Annotated in this window: 10 protein-coding genes; 4 read left to right on the top strand and 6 right to left on the bottom strand. The window is 76.4% G+C overall.

Annotated features, from left to right (window positions below; genetic code table 11):
• The first annotated feature begins 21 nt into the window (after positions 1 to 21).
• Complete coding sequence (locus PYR91_RS30730; RefSeq protein WP_279785504.1) at positions 22 to 891, top strand: GNAT family N-acetyltransferase; 870 nt, start codon at positions 22 to 24, stop codon at positions 889 to 891.
• Here PYR91_RS30730 and PYR91_RS30725 read toward each other — a convergent pair.
• On the bottom strand, positions 863 to 1,009 hold the full coding sequence (locus PYR91_RS30725; protein WP_279785502.1) for a hypothetical protein: 147 nt from the start codon (positions 1,007 to 1,009) through the stop codon (positions 863 to 865). The genes PYR91_RS30730 and PYR91_RS30725 overlap by 29 nt on opposite strands.
• 231 nt (positions 1,010 to 1,240) lie before the next feature.
• On the opposite strand from PYR91_RS30725, the gene PYR91_RS30720 reads away from it, so the two are divergent.
• Complete coding sequence (locus PYR91_RS30720; RefSeq protein ID WP_279785500.1) at positions 1,241 to 2,698, top strand: PLP-dependent aminotransferase family protein; 1,458 nt, start codon at positions 1,241 to 1,243, stop codon at positions 2,696 to 2,698.
• Positions 2,699 to 2,904: 206 nt separating this feature from the next.
• Here PYR91_RS30720 and PYR91_RS30715 read toward each other — a convergent pair whose 3' ends face one another.
• Complete coding sequence (locus tag PYR91_RS30715; RefSeq protein WP_279785499.1) at positions 2,905 to 3,861, bottom strand: DMT family transporter; 957 nt, start codon at positions 3,859 to 3,861, stop codon at positions 2,905 to 2,907.
• 257 nt (positions 3,862 to 4,118) lie between these two features.
• Here PYR91_RS30715 and PYR91_RS30710 point away from each other — a divergent pair, with 257 nt between their 5' ends.
• Positions 4,119 to 7,319 carry an ATP-dependent DNA helicase gene (locus tag PYR91_RS30710; protein ID WP_279785496.1) on the top strand — a complete coding sequence of 1,067 codons (3,201 nt, stop codon included), beginning with the start codon at positions 4,119 to 4,121 and terminating at the stop codon, positions 7,317 to 7,319.
• Positions 7,320 to 7,650: 331 nt separating this feature from the next.
• Positions 7,651 to 10,935, top strand: coding sequence for a UvrD-helicase domain-containing protein (locus PYR91_RS30705; RefSeq protein WP_279785626.1), 3,285 nt, complete (start codon positions 7,651 to 7,653; stop codon positions 10,933 to 10,935).
• Between the two features lie 338 nt (positions 10,936 to 11,273).
• Here the strand turns inward: PYR91_RS30705 and PYR91_RS30700 are convergent, their stop codons facing one another.
• Genes PYR91_RS30700 through PYR91_RS30685 form a run of 4 tightly spaced genes read right to left on the bottom strand, consistent with a single transcriptional unit; the run spans position 11,274 to position 17,300 of the window.
• Positions 11,274 to 12,581 carry a type III PLP-dependent enzyme gene (locus PYR91_RS30700; protein ID WP_279785494.1) on the bottom strand — a complete coding sequence of 436 codons (1,308 nt, stop codon included), beginning with the start codon at positions 12,579 to 12,581 and terminating at the stop codon, positions 11,274 to 11,276.
• On the bottom strand, positions 12,578 to 14,242 hold the full coding sequence (locus PYR91_RS30695) for an IucA/IucC family protein (protein WP_279785492.1): 1,665 nt from the start codon (positions 14,240 to 14,242) through the stop codon (positions 12,578 to 12,580). The genes PYR91_RS30700 and PYR91_RS30695 overlap by 4 nt, the downstream gene beginning before the upstream one ends.
• Complete coding sequence (locus PYR91_RS30690) at positions 14,242 to 16,026, bottom strand: IucA/IucC family protein (protein WP_279785491.1); 1,785 nt, start codon at positions 16,024 to 16,026, stop codon at positions 14,242 to 14,244. The genes PYR91_RS30695 and PYR91_RS30690 overlap by 1 nt, the downstream gene beginning before the upstream one ends.
• Positions 16,023 to 17,300, bottom strand: coding sequence for an ATP-grasp domain-containing protein (locus tag PYR91_RS30685; protein ID WP_279785489.1), 1,278 nt, complete (start codon positions 17,298 to 17,300; stop codon positions 16,023 to 16,025). Before PYR91_RS30685 ends, PYR91_RS30690 begins: the two co-directional genes overlap by 4 nt.
• Positions 17,301 to 17,305 lie beyond the last annotated feature (5 nt).

Here is a 17,305-nt window from a genome sequence, read left to right as displayed (position 1 = left end):
GGCGCCGGGAACGGGGTGGGGATGACTTCGACGTCCATCGAGGGGATGAGCGTCAACGACGTGCCCATCCGCGCGCTCGACCTCGGCGACCTGCGGGACTGCCTGCTCCTGGCCGTCGACCGCCGCTGGCTCCCCGAAGAGGCGAAGTGGCGCCTGCTGTTCGACATCGGCGAGGTGTACGGCGTCGACGACCCCGCCGGCGGGCTGGCCGGGACGGCGGTCGTGGCCCGGTACGGGCCCGGCCTGGCCGCGGTGAGCATGGTGCTGGTGGCAGCCCGCCACGGCCGCAAGGGCCTGGGGCGACGGCTCATGCTCCACGTGATCGAACGGGCGGCCGGCGCGACGCTCTTCCTCACCGCAACCGAGTACGGCCGGACGCTGTACGAGCGGGTGGGGTTCACCGAGATCGGCACGGTCGTCACGCACACCGGCCCCCTGGCGCCCCTTCCCGCGGACCTGGCCTGCGAGGGCATCCGGCCGGCCCGCCCGGACGACGTGGAGGCGATGGTCCGCCTGGACGCCGAGGCCTCCGGAGCCCCACGCGCGGAGCTGGTCTCCCGCCTGCCGGCCTTCGCCGAGCGCGTGCGTGTGGTGGAGCGAGACGGGGCGGTGGTCGGCTTCGGCGCGGCCTGGCGCAACGTCGACAACGTGGTGATCGGCCCCGTGGTCGCCGAGAGCACCGCCATGGCCGTCGGGCTGGTCTCCCACCTCGCGGCGGGCGTGCACGGGCCCGTGCGCCTCGACCTGGACGACCGGCACGCCGACCTGACCGCCTGGGCCGTCGGGCGCGGGGTCGCCCCGGCGTTCTCCACCGCGCTCATGGTGCACGGCGGCCCGCTCCCCGGCCGCCGCGACCGCCTTTTCACCCCCGTGATGGTCGCCCTCGGCTGAGCCCGCGACCGGGGATTCCCGGCAGCGTGGACGTCCAGTCACGCCCGTCCCGGGTGTCCACGCCGAGGAACGGCGCGGCGAGGGCCAGGACGACGAGGGCGATGAGCATGACGATCATGAGCGGCCTCCTTCTCTACGGAGCAGTCCACTTTTTCGGTCCAATTTCCGAAAAGAGCTGTCCAACTACCTCCATCCTTGGCAAAGTGGACCCGAGTATCCAGGGCCAATGAGGGGGAAAGTGGCTACGTCACGCATGCCCGCCACACGTCCGGCCGGTCCGTTCCACACTGGTCCGTCCCACACCGCCCCGCCGCGCACCGTCCCGCCGCGCACCGGGGAGTCGCGCCCTGTGAGCGAGGTCATCGCCTCCTTCGCCGGGTGGGCGACCGGTACGGGGCCGCTCTACCGCCGCCTGGCCGACGGCATCCGCGCCGCCGCCGAGAACGGGCTGCTGCTGCCCGGCGAGCGGATCCCCGCCGAGCGGCAGCTCGCCACCGCGCTGCGGGTCAGCCGCACCACCGTCGTCGCCGCGTACGAGGCCCTGCGCGACGCGGGCGTGATCGAGAGCCGCCGGGGGAGCGGCACCCGCATCGCCGGCGACCTGCGCGTCCCGGCGGGCGTGGACGGCCGTGTCCCCGGCGGCACGGCCACGGCGCTGTTCCAGCACCTGCTCAACCGGTCGGACGGCGTCATCTCGCTGGCCTGCGCCGCGGAGGGGGCCGTCCCTGAGCTGGCGGAGACCCTTCGCGACCTCGCCGCCGGCGACCTGAGCGACCTGCTGGAGGACCCCGGGTACCACCCGTCCGGCCTGCCCGAGCTGCGCGAGGCCGTCGCCGCGCACATGACCGCGACCGGACTGCCGACGGTCCCTGAGCAGATCCTCATCACGACCGGCGCCCACCAGGCGCTCGTCCTGGTCACCGAGCTCTACCTCGGCCCGGGCCGCGCGGTGCTCACCGAGTCGCCGAGCTGGCCGGGCTGCCTGGACGTGTTCCGCTCACGCGGCACGCGCATCCTCACCGCCCCCATGGACGCCGAGGGCGTCGACGTCGGCGCGGTGGCGGCCACGCTGGACGCCGACCGGCCCGGCCTGATCTTCGTGATGCCGACCTACCACAACCCCACGGGCGTCCTGATGTCGGCGGCGCGCCGCCGCAGGCTCGCCGAGGTCGCGGCCCGGTACGACGTCCCGGTGCTGGAGGACAACGCCTACACCGCCGAGACCGGCATGGGCGACCGCCCCGCCCCGGTCGCCGCCTACGCCCCGCGCGGAGCCGAGGTGCTGTCGGTGGGGTCGCTCGCCAAGGTGGTGTGGGCCGGGCTGCGCATCGGCTGGGTGCGCGGCCCGTCGGAGATCATCCAGCGGCTGGCCAGGCGCAAGGCCCTGGCCGACCTCGGCAGCGCCGTTTTGGACCAGAAGCTCGCGGCCCGGCTGATCCCGCGCATCGACCGCATCCAGGCGGCCCGCGCGCCCGAGCGCGAGTGCCGGCTCGACCACATGGAGAAGCTGCTGCGCGAGCGGCTGCCCGGCTGGCGGTGGCGGCGCCCGGACGGCGGCAGCGGCCTGTGGATCGAGCTGCCCGGCGTCGACGCCACCGACTTCGCCCAGGTGGCCCTGCGGCACGGCGTCGAGGTGGTGCCCGGTGCGACCACCGACCCGGCGGGCGGGCACCGGCGGTTCATCCGGGTTCCCTTCACCTTCTCGCCCGAACTCATCGACCTCCTGGTCGACCGGCTGGTGTTCGCCTGGGCGGAGTTCGAACGCCACGGCCCCGTCGACACCGGCCCCACGCGCGTCATCGTCTGACCGCCGGAGCCGCCGTCCCCAGGGCGACCGGTCGGGGGTGCCGCCGTCGCGAAGCGTCCGGTCGGGGGTGCCGCCGTCCCGAGGGCGGCCGGTCGCGGGTGCTGCCGTCGCAAAGCGTCCGGTCGGGGGTGCCGCCGTCCCGGTCGCCCGCGCCGCCTTCCGGCGCGGACGCCGTCCCGCCTGCCCGCGCGCGGGCCCGGGGCGCGTCAGGGCGGGACGACGGGGGCGCTGGGCTCCGGCTCGCGTCCCGCCCGTTCCCCCCGGGCGGGACGCAGACCGAGCAGCAGGCCCACGACGACCAGCGCCACCCCCAGCAGGTCGTGCGCGCCGGGGCGGCCGCTCCCGAGCAGCAGGCCCGACACGATGGTGCCGACCGGCAGGAAACCCGAGAACAGGCCCGCCCGCTCAGGCCCGAGCCGGGGCAGCGCGTCGTACCAGCAGAAGAACGCGAACGCCGTCACCACCAGCGCCTGGTAGCCCAGCGCCACCGCCTCCGCGGCGTCCGGCACGCGCAGCGCGCCGGCGCCCTGGGTCGCCAGCCCGGTGACCAGCAGGATCGGAACCGCCGCCGCCGTGGTGTACGCGGAAACGCGGATCGCGCCCAGGCGCGGCAGCAGCGGCACGGCCAGCAGCGAGAACAGCACCTCGCACGCCAGCGCGCCCCCCGCCAGCAGCACCCCGAGCGGCGAGGCCCGGCCGAAGCCGGTGACGACGCCCGCCCCGGCGGCGACCACCGTGGCCGCCACCACCACGTGCGGGGTGGGCCGCCGCCCGGCCAGCAGCGGCGCGAGCACGGCCAGCACGATGGGCACCGTCGCCACGATCGTGCCGACCGTCGTCGGGTGGGCGTGCCGCGTCGACTCGATGACGAACACGTTGAACGCGGCGAGCCCGGTGGCGGCGAGCAGCAGGATCAGCACGAGCTCGCGACGGGCGAGCCGCAGGTGCGGCAGGCCCCGCAGGCGCATGAACGCCGCCAGCAGCAGCGCCGCGACCGCGTACCGCACCGCCTGCCCGCCGTAGACCGGGTACTGGTGCAGCACGAGCGACACGGCCGGCAGCGAGCCCATGCAGAACATCGCCGTGGCCGCCTCCACCGCCCCCCGCCGCCGGTCGGCGGCCTCACGCCCGTGACCGGGCGCGCCCGCGCGATTCCCCGCCAATTTTCGCTCCGCGTCCTTTCCGTCTCCGCCCGCACGTCATCGTGGCAGCAGAGCCGGGCCGCAGACAGGTCCAATGGGCGGAGAAGCGGACCCCTGCCACGTACGTGACCGGGATTTCGGGATACGGGGCGTGTCGTCTCCACGGGCGCGGGCGCTCGCCGATACCGTGATTTGCCACCCCGATCGCAGACTCATGCACGAGCCGGACCGGTGGAGTCGGCACGATCTACCGGTGTGGTCTGGTGGAATAGCGTGCTGTGAGTGGTCAGACCTACCGCCTGGTGCGCCGGGGAGTGGCGGGGCGGGGAACGCCTGTTGTTCTCGATGAGCGCCAAAGGGCTGTCGTGCAGCACGGGAGCGGCCCGCTGCTGGTGCTCGCGGGCCCCGGCACCGGCAAGACCACCACGATCGTCGAGAGCGTCGTCGATCGCGTGGAGCGGCGCGGCGTCGACCCCGAGCGGGTGCTGGTGCTCACCTTCAGCCGCAAGGCGGCCGAAGAATTGCGCGAGCGTATCACCGGCCGCATGCGCCGCACCACGCGATCACCGCTGGCGCTCACCTTCCACAGCTACGCCTACGCCCTGCTGCGCCGCGAGGCCGTCCTGGCCGGCGAGCAGCCGCCCCGCCTGCTGACCGGCCCCGAGCAGCTCCTGGAGATCCGGCGCCTGCTGCACGGCGAGCTGGAGGACGGTGCGCGCGAGTGGCCGTCGAGCATGCGCGAGCCGCTGAAGACCCGCGGGTTCGCCGAGGAGCTGCGCGACTTCCTCGCCCGCGGGGCCGAGCGGGGCCTCGACGGCGACGACCTCATCGTGCTCGGCCGCGAGCACGGCCGGTTCGACTGGGAGGCCGCCGGCCGCTTCGCCCACCGCTACGCCGACCGGTTCGACCTCGACCCCACCCCCACGCTCGACTACGCCGAGCTGATCCGCGCCGCCGCCGCCCTGCTGTGCGACCCCGAGGTGCGCCGGCGCGAGCGTGCCGCCTACGACGCCGTGTTCGTGGACGAGTACCAGGACACCGACCCCGCGCAGGAGCTGCTGCTCCAGCAGCTCGCCGGCGACGGCCGCGACCTGATCGCCGTCGGCGACCCCGACCAGTCGATCTACGCCTTCCGCGGCGCCGACGTGCGCGGCATCCTCGACTTCCCGCAGCGCTTCCGCTCGGCCGACGGCCAGGAGGCGCCCGTCGTCGCCCTGCGCGTGTGCCGCAGGAGCGGCCCCGAGCTGCTGGCCGCGTCCCGCCGGGTCGCCGACCGCCTGCCCGTGCCGCCGGGGGCGCGTTCGCGCGGCGACGGCCACCGCATGCTGGCCTCCCTGCCCGGCGCCGAGCCCGGCGAGGTGCGCGTCCTGCTGGCCGACAGCGAGACGCAGGAGGCCGCCGTCGTCGCCGACGCTCTGCGCCGGGCGCACCTGCTCGACGGCGTGCCGTGGTCGCGCATGGCCGTGCTGGTCCGCTCGGCGGGCCGCCAGGTGCCCATGCTGCGCCGCGCCCTGCTCACCGCCGGTGTTCCGGTCGTGGTCGCGGGCGACGAGCTGCCGGTCACCCAGGAGCCCGGGGTGCGCCCGCTGGTGACGCTGCTCACGGTGGCCGTGCGTCCCGCCGCGCTCGACGTCGCCACCGCCGAGGAGCTGCTCACCGGCCCGCTCGGCGGCACCGACACCATCGGCGTGCGCCGCCTGCGCCGCGCGCTGCGCACGGCCGAGCTGGACGCCGCGACGGCCGTCGCCGAGGGCGGCGCCGCGCGCCCGCCCGCGCGCTCGTCCGACGAGCTGCTGGTGGCCGCCGTCCGCGACGCCCGCGAGCTGATCCCCGTGGAGCCCCACGTGGGCGCCTGCGCCAAGCGCCTGGCCGACCTCATCGCCGTCGCGCGCCAGGCGGTGGAGCGCGGGGACACCGCCGAGGAGGCCCTGTGGGCGGTCTGGCAGGCGTCCGGCCTGTCCGAGCGCTGGGCCGACGCCAGCCTGGCGGGCGGGTCCCGCGGAGCCCAGGCCGACCGCAACCTCGACGCCGTGGTGTCGCTGTTCGACCACGCCGCCCGCTTCGTCGACCGCCTTCCGCACGCCGGCCCCGAGGTCTTCCTGGACGACCTGCTGTCCCAGGAGATCCCCGGCGACACCCTGGCCGAGCACGCCCCCGACGGCGACGCCGTGCGCGTGCTGACCGCCCACCGCTCCAAGGGCCTCGAATGGGACGTCGTGGTGGTCGCGGGCGTGCAGGAGGGCGTCTGGCCCGACCTTCGCCTGCGCGGGTCGCTGCTGGGCGTGCAGGAGCTCGTGGAGCTGGCCGGCGGGGCGGTGCTGGACGCCGCCGACGCCGCGTCGGCCGCGCTGGCCTCCAAGCTGCTCGCCGAGGAGCGCCGGCTGTTCTACGTCGCGGCCACCCGCGCGCGCCGCCGCCTGGTCGTCACCGCCGTGGGCGGGGAGGACACCGACGAGCGGCCGTCGCGGTTCCTGTCGGAGCTGCTGCCCGGCGAGGCGCAGGAGGCGTCCGTCGACGACCGGGCGCGCTGGCTCAGCATGTCCGCGCTCGTCGCCGACCTTCGCGCGGCGGTGTGCGACTCCACCCGGCCCGAGCCCCTGCGCAGGGCCGCCGCGGGCCACCTGGCCCGGCTGGCCAGGTCGGGCGTCCCCGGCGCGCATCCCGACGAGTGGTACGCGCTCACGCCGCTGTCCGACGACCGCCCGCTGAGCTGGCCCGACAACATCGTCCGGGTGTCGCCGTCGGCGGTGGAGAACTTCAGCAAGTGCGGGCTGCGCTGGCTGCTGGAGACGGCGGTGGGCGCGTCAGGCACCGACATGTCCCGCAGCCTCGGAAGCGTCATCCACGCCATCGCCGCGCTCGCCGTCGGCGGCCAGGGGGGCGAGACCCTGGGCAAGCGGCTCGACGAGGTGTGGGACGAGCTCGACTTCGGCGGCGTGTGGTTCAACCGCAAGCAGCGGGTGGTGGCCGAGCAGATGGTGTCCCGGTTCCTCGGCTGGCACGAGGGCAACCTGCGCGAGCTGGTCGCGGTGGAGGAGTCGTTCACCGCCGAGCTGTCCGACGGCGTGCAGATCCGCGGCCGGGTCGACCGCGTCGAGCGTGACGGCGACGGTCGCGCGGTCATCATCGACCTCAAGACCGGCACCACCAAGCCGCCGGACGCGGAGCTCGACCGCCACCCGCAGCTCGGCGTCTACCAGCTCGCGACGCTGCTCGGCGCCTTCGAGCGGCACGGCCTCACCGAGCCCGGCGGCGCCGCGCTCGTCCAGGTCGGCAAGGCGGCCGGCAAGGAGGCCAGGGAGCAGCGGCAGGGCGCGCTCGGCGACGACGCCCAGCCCGGGTGGGCGCGCGAGATGGTCGACAACGTCGCCACCGGCATGGCCGCCGGCGTCTTCACCGCCCGCGTCAACGACGGCTGCCGCACCTGCGCCGCCAAGGCGAGCTGTCCCGTCAACGACAGCGGGGGCCAGGTTTGCTAGCCCCGCCCCCCACCGGCCCTCCCTCGGGCACGGCCCGCACAACCCTCCCCAGCTCCGCCCGGCGCCCGGAGCGCGACGCCGTGCGCCTCGCGGGCGTGCCGGCGATCGGCGCGCGGGGGCGAACGCGGCCTCACGGTGCCTTCGCTGCCGGAGCGGTCTGTGCGCGACCGGCCCGGCGGGGGCACGGCCCATCGTGCCCCGCCGGCCGGCGGGGTGCGCGTGTCGCGCCGCGGGCGTCCGGGGCCGGGCGGGGCGTGGCGTGCTAGGGCCGCGTACGCCGGGGCCCGCGGCTCCCGGCTCGGGCGGGTCGGGGCCCGCGCTGCTCGGGCCCATGGAGCTGGCCGGCAAGCTCGGCATCCCGCCCCCCACCCCGGAGCAGGCCGCCGTCATCGAGGCGCCGCTGCAGCCGATGGTCGTGGTGGCGGGCGCGGGCTCGGGCAAGAGCGAGACCATGGCGGGCCGCGTCGTGTGGCTGGTGGCCAACGGCCTGGTCGCGCCCGACCGCGTGCTCGGCCTGACGTTCACCCGCAAGGCCGCCGCCGAGCTGGCCGCCCGCGTGCGCAAGCGGCTCACCCGGCTCGCCGAGGTCGGGCTGGCCCCGGCCGGGCTGCTGGAGGCCGAGCCCACCGTGTCCACCTACCACGCGTACGCGGCGCGGCTGGTCACCGACCACGCGCTGCGCGAGGCGATGGAGCCGACCATGCGGCTGGTCAGCCCGGCCGTGGCCTGGCAGATGGCCGCTCGTGTCGTCGGCCGGTACGACGGGCCGATGGACCACGTCGACCTCGCCCCGCCCTCGGTGACCGCCGCCGTGCTCGACCTCGCGGGTGAGCTGTCGGAGCACCTGCGCACGCCCGGCGAGGTGCGCGAGGTGGGCCACTGGCTCGGCGAGCGCCTCGCCCGGCTCCCGGGCAGGCCGACGCTCGCCCAGCGCAAGCCCGGCCGCGTCCAGGCGGTGCGCGAGCAGCTCCTGCCCCTTGTGGAGGCGTACGAGCGGCTCAAGCGGAGTCGCGAGACCGTCGACCACGGCGACCAGATGGCGCTGGCCGCCCGCATCGCCGACCGGCATCCCGAGGTCGGCGCCATCGAGCGCGGCAGGTTCTCCGTGGTCCTGCTCGACGAGTACCAGGACACCAGCCACGCCCAGCTCGTGCTGCTGCGCGCCCTGTTCGGCGGGGGCCACCCGGTGACCGCCGTGGGCGACCCGTGCCAGTCGATCTACGGCTGGCGGGGGGCGTCCTCGGGCAACCTCAAGCGCTTCGTCAGCGACTTCCCGCGCGCCGCGGGCGAGCCCGCGGCCGTCCGACGGCTGTCGGTCAGCTTCCGCAACGGCGAGAAGATCCTGGACGTCGCGGCCCGCGTGCAGGTGCCGCTGCGCGAGGAGGCGCGCGAGGTGCCCGTGCTCGTCCCGGGCGGCACCCGCGTGGCGCGCGGCCGGGTGGTGACCGCCTTCCACGAGACCGCCGACGACGAGGCCGCCTGGATCGCCGACGGCGTGGCTCGAATGCTGGGCAGGGAGACGGCGCCCGACGGCCTGCCCTGGACCGACGGCGAGCGCGACAAGCTGCGCGAGAAGGTGCGTGCGGGCATCTGGGGCGGCGTCACGGCTCTGCAGCCGCAGGACATCGCCGTCCTGGCGCGCAGGCGGGCCCAGTTCCCCGCCCTGCGGCGGGCGCTGGAGGCCCGCGACATCCCGGTGGAGGTCGTCGGCCTGGGCGGCCTGCTCACCGTCCCGGAGGTCGCCGACCTGGTGGCGACGCTGCGCGTGCTGTACGAGCCCACGGCGGGCGACGCCCTCGTGCGGCTGATGGCCGGGCCGCGCTGGCGCATCGGGCCCGCCGACATGAAGGTGCTCGGCGACCGGGCCCGGGAGCTCACCGTGGGCAACCGCGGCGGCCCGGCGGCCGACGACCCGCTCGAACAGGTCGTCGCCGACATGGCCGAGGAGCGCGGCAGCCTGGTCGACGCCCTGGACGAGCTGCCCGACCGCCCCCAGTGGCTGGAGCACTTCTCCCCGCTCGCCCGCGCCCGCCTGCCGCGCCTCGCGCACGAACTGCGCACCCTGCGGGCGCACGCGGGCCAGCCGCTGCCCGACCTGATCGCCGAGATCGAGCGGCGCATGGGCCTGGACGTCGAGGTGGCCGCCAGGGGCGGCGGGCCGCTCACCGCGCGCGCCGACCTCGACGCCTTCCTGGACGCCGCGTCACGGTTCGCCGGGGACTCCGAGGACCCGACGCTGGGCGCCTTCCTGGCCTATCTCAAGGCCGCGGAGTCGGAGGAGTTCGGCCTGGAGGCCGGGCGGGTCGGCGAGACCAACAGCGTCAAGCTGATGACCGTGCACGCCTCCAAGGGGCTGGAGTGGCCCGTCGTCGTGGTGCCCGGCCTCTCGCAGGTCACCACCCAGAAGGGCGCCCTGGCGAAGGGCAGCGTGTTCCCGGCCACGCCGGTGACCAACTCGCGGTGGACGGAGAACCCGCGCAAGCTGCCCTACTCGTTGCGCGGCGACCGCGCCGACCTGCCGGTGCTGGCCGGGCTGGAGAAGGACGACCTCGCCGCGTTCGAGGAGCGCTGCCGCGAGCGCGACCTGATGGAGGAGCGGCGCCTCGCCTACGTCGCGGTCACGCGCGCGCACTACCTGCTGATCGCGTCGGGCTACCGGTGGGGGAGCGCCGCCAGGCCGCTCGACCCGTCCGACTTCCTGGTGGAGATCAGGGACGCCTCCGGGCAGGCCGCCTTCTGGGCCCCCGAGCCCGAGGAGGGGGCCGTCAACCCGCTGCTGGTGGAGCCCCCGGCGGCGGAGTGGCCGGCGCCGCCCGGCGGTCAGCGGCACGAGGCGGTCCGCGGCGGCGCCGACATGGTCATGGAGGCCATCAACGGCACCGCGACGCCCGACCCGGCCGAGCCGGACACCCCCCTGCGCGAGTGGGAACGCGACCGGGCGCGCGCCTGGGCGCGCGACACCGAGCTGCTGCTACGCGAGCGCGACCAGCACCGGCGGCGCGGCGGCGAGGTCGTGGAGCTGCCCGCCCACCTGACCGTCTCCTCGCTGGTCACCCTGGCGTCCGACCCCGCGGCCCTGGCCCGCCAGATCCGCCGCCCGCTCCCGCACCGCCCCGCCCCGCTCGCCCGGCGCGGCACCGCCTTCCACCGCTGGCTGGAGGGCCGCTGGGGCCAGCAGCGGCTCATCGACGACCTGGAGCTGCCCGGCGCCGCCGACGACGTCTCCGACGTCGACGTCCGCCTCGCCGAGCTGCAGGCCCGCTTCGAGGAGAGCCCCTGGGCGTCCCAGGAGCCGGTCGACCTGGAGGTCCCCTTCGAGACCATGATCGCCGACCGCCTGGTACGCGGCCGCATGGACGCCGTCTTCACCGACGGCGACGGCTACGTCGTCGTCGACTGGAAGACCGGCGAACGCCCGAGGGGCCCCGCCGCCAAGGCCGCGGCCGTCCAGCTGGCCGCCTACCGCCTGGCCTGGTCCCATTTGGCATCCGTCCCCCTGACCAAGGTCGGCGCCGCCTTCCACTACGTCCGCTCCAACCAGACCGTCCGCCCGGTCGACCTCCTCGACGCCGCGGGCCTGATAGCCCTGATCGAGTCCATCCCCCAGGACCGCTGACGGCGCCGCACCACCGCGACCCGGCGACGCGGGTACCACTCGTCGACGCCCGGCGACGCGGGGGTGTGACTCGTCCTGCCGGGCTGGCGGAACCCTCGTCGGCCCGCCCCGGAACCCGGCGCGGGACCGCCTGGAGACCAACCTGGTCGCCGCTCGAATGCCTTCGGCGCGGCCTTGTCAAGGGCGACCCTCACCCGGCCCACCCGTGCCGTCGCGCGGGTGCCCCCCAGCGCGGGACCGCCGCCACTTCGCCGCGCACTCACGCACCCGGCGGTGTGGACGAAGAGGACCGAGGGCCCCCCGACGTCGGCGCCGGGTGCGGTGGGCCGGTCGGGTGGTCAGGTGAGGTAGTGGAAGGCGGGCTTGGGGTGCATGAGGAAGTCGTGGTGGGAGATCGTCCAGGCGTAGGCGCCGGCCATGGGGAAGGCGACGGTGTCGCCGACGTTCACCGAGGTGACGACGCGGCGGGCCAGGACGTCCTTGGGGGTGCAGAGCTGGCCGGCCAGGGTGACGGGGGTGTCGGTCACGCCCGAGCCGGGGCGGCCGGTGGGCAGGACGGCGAAGGGGTGGTCGTGGCCCTTGGCCGCCGGGGTGCGCAGGTGGTGGGTGCCGCCGGTGAGGACCGCGAAGACCTCCCCGTGCACCCGCTTCACGTCGAGCACCCGGGTCAGGTACCAGCCGCAGTACGCGGTCACCGCCCGGCCGGGCTCCACGCGCAGGGTCTCGCCCGGCGCGCGCAGGGCCGCGAGGCCCTTGCCGTAGGCGGCCCAGTCGAAACGGTCCTCCGGGTCCGCGTAGGACACGGCCATGCCGCCGCCCAGGTTGGTCTCCACGGCCCCCAGCTCGCGGCTGTGGCCCAGGACGGCCTCGGCGAGCCCGAGCAGCGCGGCGGCCCCCAGCCCGCTGGCCAGATGCGCGTGAAAACCACGCAACCGTACGCCGCCGGGCTGGTCCCGGAGCAGGCGCAGGCACTCGTGGACGCCTTCGGGGTCCATGCCGAACGGGGTCGCGCCGCCGCCCATCGTGAGGGACGCCCCTTCGACGGGGACGTCCAGGTTCACGCGGAGCAGCGCGTCCACCGGGCGGCCGGTGGCGAGGACGCGGCGCAGTTCGCCGGGGCTCTCCACGTGCAGGCGGTGGACGTCCAGGGCGAGCTCGGCGTCGGTCTTGCCGGGCCCGCCGAAGGCGAGCCGGGCGCCGGGCAGCACCGAGCGCACATGCGCCACCTCGCCGCCCGAGGAGACCTCGAACCCGTCGACGTACGGGGCGAGCACGCGGAGCAGGCGGGCGTCGGGGTTGGCCTTGACCGCGTAGTACAGCTCCACGCCCGCCAGCGCCTCCCGCACCTCCGCCGCGTGCCGGTCGAGGCCGGGAAGGTCGTACAGGTAGGCGGGCAGCCCGCCGCCGAGGCCGAGCGCGCGTTCCCGCACCCGATCGGGCACGACCACCCGCGCACCGGCGCGGTGCGTGGCGTGCTCACCGGTGGCGGGGACGACCGCGCTCGTGCCGGTGCGGTGCGTGGCGTGCTCACCGGCGCCGGAGGCGACCGCGCTCCCGCCGGGGCGGTGGACGGTGCTCCCGCCGGAGCCGGGGGCGTCCGGGCCCGCGCGGTGCACGGCGCGCTCGCCGGGGGACGGGAGGGTCATGCGGGTACCGCCGCGAAGGGGTTGGCGACGGGGACGTAGCCGGCGTCGCGGTCGGGGGAGCGGGTCAGGCGGGCCGACAGGTTGGCCTTGGCGGGGAGCGGCGCGCCGGCCAGCAGGTCGCGGAGCTGCTGCGGGGGGCGGTGGTGCTCTCCGGCGTAGCGGGCGACGCGGGCGCGGGCGTCCGCCCACAGCTCGCGGAGCAGGGCCTCCGCCGCCTTCCGGGCGGCCGGCCCCGGGACCGTGGTCGCCCGGGCCGCGGCGGCGGCGACCGTGGCCGCGATCTCGGGCAGATGGTTCACCATGAGGCAGTACACCACGCGGTCCCACCCCCTCGCGGCGTCGTACGTCGCCGCACGGGCGACCGCGCCGGGCAGGCGGGAGAGGTCGTGCCGCCCGGCGACCAGCTTGGTGCCCTCCATGTCGCGGAAGACCGCCTCGACCGGCGTGCCCGAGGGGTCCACCCCGACGAGCACGTTCTGCAGGTGGGGTTCCAGCACCACGCCGTGCCGGAAGTAGGCGTCGAAGACCGGCGGCGCCACACGGTCGACGTACGCCCCCCACCAGCCCACGGGGTCGCGCCGCAGGGCCTCCTCGGCCGCGCCCCGGGCGTCCCGCCGGGGTTCGGGGTCGTCCTCGGGTCGCGGGGCGGCCAGCGCTCCGGCGAGCAGCGGCGTGACGCCCGGCCCGGTGACGTCCCACGGGCCGGCGCGGACGATCACGCCCAGCCCCTCCAGCAGGCGCGTGCCCAGCGCCGCCGACCGGTACCCGGGCTCGGGCAGCCAGCCGGTGCCGGGGAAGCGCCGCGCCAGGTCGGCGAAGACCGGGCCCAGGCGGGCGCTGAGCTCGGCCGCCGCGGTCAGCTCGTACCAGGCGTTCTTCCGGACGCAGTTGGTGATCCGCACGTCGATGCTGAACTTCAGGCACTTGCGGATCCGCGGCTCGTACACCGTGCGCACCGAGGAGGTGGGGACGGCCATGCCGCGGCTCTCCCCGAGGTCGAGCAGCAGGCCGTCCGCGAACGGCGCGGCCAGCTCGGCGCCGAGCAGTTCGAGCTGCCACGGGTGCGCGGGCAGCAGCGTGTATCCGGGCGGCGCCGCGCCGAGGCCGTCGATCGCCCCAGCGTCGCCCTCGGCGGCCAGCACGTCGTCCCGCACGCCGAGCAGCCGCAGCGGGAAGCGGGCGTGCGCCTCCGGCGCGTACCGCAGCCACCCCGGGCCCGCGGCCTTGGGCGAGGGATGGAACGGGTGGCCGAACACCAGCGCCTGCTCGGACGCCAGCCACGGATCGTCCGCGGGCGGCCGGCCCCGGCCGCGCAGCAGGTCGGAGATGGCCGTGCGGCTGGCGATCACCTGCCCGGCGAACTCGTCGTTGTCGCCGCGGACGCCCGGCTCGGCCTCGACCAGCCCGACCAGCCGCTCGACGGACAGCGGCAGCCACGCCCCGCGCTCCAGCCGCTCGGCCGGCCCGTCGAAGCGCAGGGCCAGCCCCCCGGAGGCCGGCACCCGGATGAGCTCCCCGCCGAGGCGCAGCAGCAGGTAGGGGTCGGCGTCCCACACCTGCCCACGCGGCCCGGCCACCTCGCGCACACAGCAGCGCAGCAGGGCCGCCAGCGCCGCGTCCTCCGCGATGTCGGCAGGGGAGTCCAGTACGGCGCGGTCCATCAGTTCGCCTCTCCGCGTAGGTGCTGACGCAGGTAGTTGGGCCCGCTGGTCCCGTAGTGCTTGTTGACGTCGGCGGCGACGCGCGCCCGGTCGGCGAGCGTTCCCGCGCTCACCATCGACTTGCCGACGAGCCGCGCCGCCTCCAGGGTGCGGGCGCGCAGCAGGCGCGCCATCGGATGGCCGCCGTACCCGTCGAGCGCCTCCTCCAGGGCGGCGGCGACCAGGTCGCCGTGGCCCGCCCCGAACGCGACCGCGGCGGCGGCCAGGTGCAGGGTGATCGTGACGAACACGTCGGCCAGGGCGTGCGGGTCGTCGGTGAGCATGCGCCGGTCGGCGAAGCCGGGCACGGCCGGCCCCGCGCGGCGCAGCAGGTCGGGCGAGGCGAGCAGCCCGTCGTTGTCCTTGACCAGCAGCCGGGGGCGGGCCCCCCGGCGGAACACCAGGGCGAGGTTCTGCTGGTGCGCCTCCAGCGCGATGCCGTACGTCACGAACAGCCGGACGTTCCACGCCATCAAGGTGCGCAGGTACCAGGTGAGCAGCGCGCGGGCGTCGCCGCCGAAGTGGCGGGCGGCGAGGTCGTCCAGCACCCGGCGGCCGGCGGGGGGCGCCGGGGCGCCGCGCCTCCTGCCGCGGCCGGGGGGCGGCGGCCACGGGGAGGGGGCGAGCAGCGCGGCCGCCGGGACGATCTCGCCGGGCGGAAGGCGCCGGACCATCCACCCCAGGTACTCGTGCCCGGCGTGGCCGTAGGTCTGCTCGTCGGCGAGCAGGACGTCGAGGCCGGGCTCCCTCGCCAGCACCTCGCGCAGCAGCCGCTCGGCCCGCGCGCCGTCGGCGAGGGTGTCCGGCTTGATGGAGCGCCGGTTGCGCACCCCGAGCGTGCTGGTGGCCAGCGGCAGCTTCAGGTGCGTGCGGGCGCCGACCTCGACCGTGCGCATCGACAGGGTGGGCCGCACCCGCAGGCGCGGCCCGGCGGCGGCGGTCACGCCGGGGATCCGCAGCACCGTGCCGTACGTCAGCGGGTGCACCGGGAGCAGCGCCTGGGGCCCGCCGTCGCCGGGCCACCAGCGGGGCGGCTCGCCCGACCGCACGACCCACCGGGCCGGCACCGAGACCCACTCCAGGGCGAAGCTCGGCGCGAACTCCGGCGCGTACGCCGTGACCTCCTCGTCCGACAGGCCCTGGCGGGCGCGGGACGCGGGATAGACCGGGTGCTCGGCGAACCCGGCCAGCGCCTCGAACGCGATCGTCGGGCCGGGCCCGACGCGCCGCAGGCGGTCGAGGACGGCCGCCCGGCTCGCCCGGTGCAGGTCGTCCCCGCGCAGCGCCGCGCGGCACTCCTCGGCGAACGCCGCCACGCCCTCGGCGTCGGCGGGGGAGGCGACCGCGCGCAGCGCCGCCAGGACCTCGGCCAGGGCCAGCGGCTCGTGCGGGGCGACCACGAAGTCCTGGAACAGGAGGCCGGGCACGAGCCCGACCGCGCGTCCGGACGGCAGCACCAGCCGCACGCCCTCCTTGGCCCGCGTCACCCGGGCGGCCAGCCCCCCGTAGTCCTCACGCAGCAACGCGTCGAGCACCCGCCGCGCGAGGCGTCCCTCCCCGTCGGACACATCCGCCGCACGCGCCGGGCTCTCGTCCGCTCGCGCCGGGTTGTCGGCCGTGCGTGCCGGGCTCTCGTCCGCTCGCGCCGACGCCGCCCCGGCCGCGTGCGGCGGGCCCTGCCCGGCTTCGCGCGCGGTGGACTTCGCGGCCACGGCGTGGTCCGCGGGGCCGGGGTCTCGGGTCACTCGATCGTCCACGGGTGGCGGGCGGAGAAGTCCTCGATGGCCTTGTCGACGGAGTCGCGTCCGGGGCCGACGCCGCGCACCACGCCGAGGTAGTCGCGGTTGGTGCGGGTCAGCTCGATCGTGTCGCCCACCGCGCGCAGCGGCCGGTGCCTGACCCGCGTGCCGCCGACCGTCTCGGCCACGTCGCCGGGCGCGCGGGTGACCACGCCCGGACGGTCGGCGACCAGGCTCACGGCGGCCCCGTGCCCGGTCACCGGGGGAGGGGCCGGGGCCGGCTCGCCCAGGTGGACGCGCAGCACCCACTCGAAGAGCGGGACGCCCAGCAGCTCGGCCAGCAGGAAGTCACACGTGTCGCCGATGAGCCGGTAGTTGACCTCGACGATCCGCGGCCCGCGTTCGGTCATCACGTACTCGGTGTGGCAGGCCCCGAACCCGGCGCCGACGGCTGCCAGCGCCCGCAGCACATGCTCCCCGGCCGCCCGGCCGTCGTTTCCCCGCGCGCGGGAGCGCTGGCCGTCGGTCTCCCTTGCGCCGGCCGGTCGCCGTTCGGCCGCGCGGGGGCCGGCGTCCGGTGGCGCCGGGGAGAGGGCGGGGCCGGACGGGAGGTGCGACGGGTCCCAGTCGAGGCGTTCCTCCACGAAGTGCGGCAGGGGGCCGAGTGTGGTGCGCAAGCCCCCCAGCACGTGCGTGGACCGGCCGTCGCCGAGCGTTTCGAGCGTGTGCAGCGGGCCTTCGAGGTACTCCTCCGCGACGAGGGCCGCACCGGGGCGCCGGGCGCGCGCGGCGGCCACGGCACGTTCGAGCTCGGCGGCGTCGCGCGCCAGCGTGACGTCCTCGCTGGCCACGCCCTCGCGCGGCTTCACCACGACGGGGTAGGCGAGGTCGGGCGGCGCCGGCTCCCCGGGCGCCAGGCGCGCGGAGCGTACCGTCTCGACGCCGGCGGCGGCGAGCGCCCGCCGGGTGAGCGCCTTGTTCTTCGCGGTGAGGCAGGCGCGCCAGTCCTTGCCCGGGAGGCCGAAGTAGCCGGCGGCCAGTGCGGTCTCGGGCTGGAGGTGGTCGGAGTTGGAGAAGACGGCGGCGGGCGGATGGTGGCGGGCGATCGTCTCGACCACCGCGCGGGCGTCGCGGACGTCGGTCTGGATCGCCTCGGTGCCGGGGTAGCGCTCGGGCTGGTCGGTGAGCAGGGTGACCTCGCAGCCGAGCGCCCGGGCCGCGGGCAGGAACCCTCCGGTGACAGCGTCGGTCGGGTTGAGCGCGGTGATGTACAGCCGCACGCCAG

The organism is Sphaerisporangium sp. TRM90804 (assembly GCF_029846175.1).
Taxonomy (GTDB): Bacteria; Actinomycetota; Actinomycetes; order Streptosporangiales; family Streptosporangiaceae; genus Sphaerisporangium.
This window is presented reverse-complemented; position numbering and strand designations above follow the sequence as displayed.

Coding starts and splice junctions, on each gene's coding strand:
- PYR91_RS30695 (WP_279785492.1), bottom strand. CDS start 14,242: ATGGACCGCGCCGTACTGGACTCCCCTGCCGACATCGCGGAGGACGCG.
- PYR91_RS30705 (WP_279785626.1), top strand. CDS start 7,651: ATGGAGCTGGCCGGCAAGCTCGGCATCCCGCCCCCCACCCCGGAGCAG.
- PYR91_RS30700 (WP_279785494.1), bottom strand. CDS start 12,581: ATGACCCTCCCGTCCCCCGGCGAGCGCGCCGTGCACCGCGCGGGCCCG.
- PYR91_RS30730 (WP_279785504.1), top strand. CDS start 22: ATGACTTCGACGTCCATCGAGGGGATGAGCGTCAACGACGTGCCCATC.
- PYR91_RS30725 (WP_279785502.1), bottom strand. CDS start 1,009: ATGATCGTCATGCTCATCGCCCTCGTCGTCCTGGCCCTCGCCGCGCCG.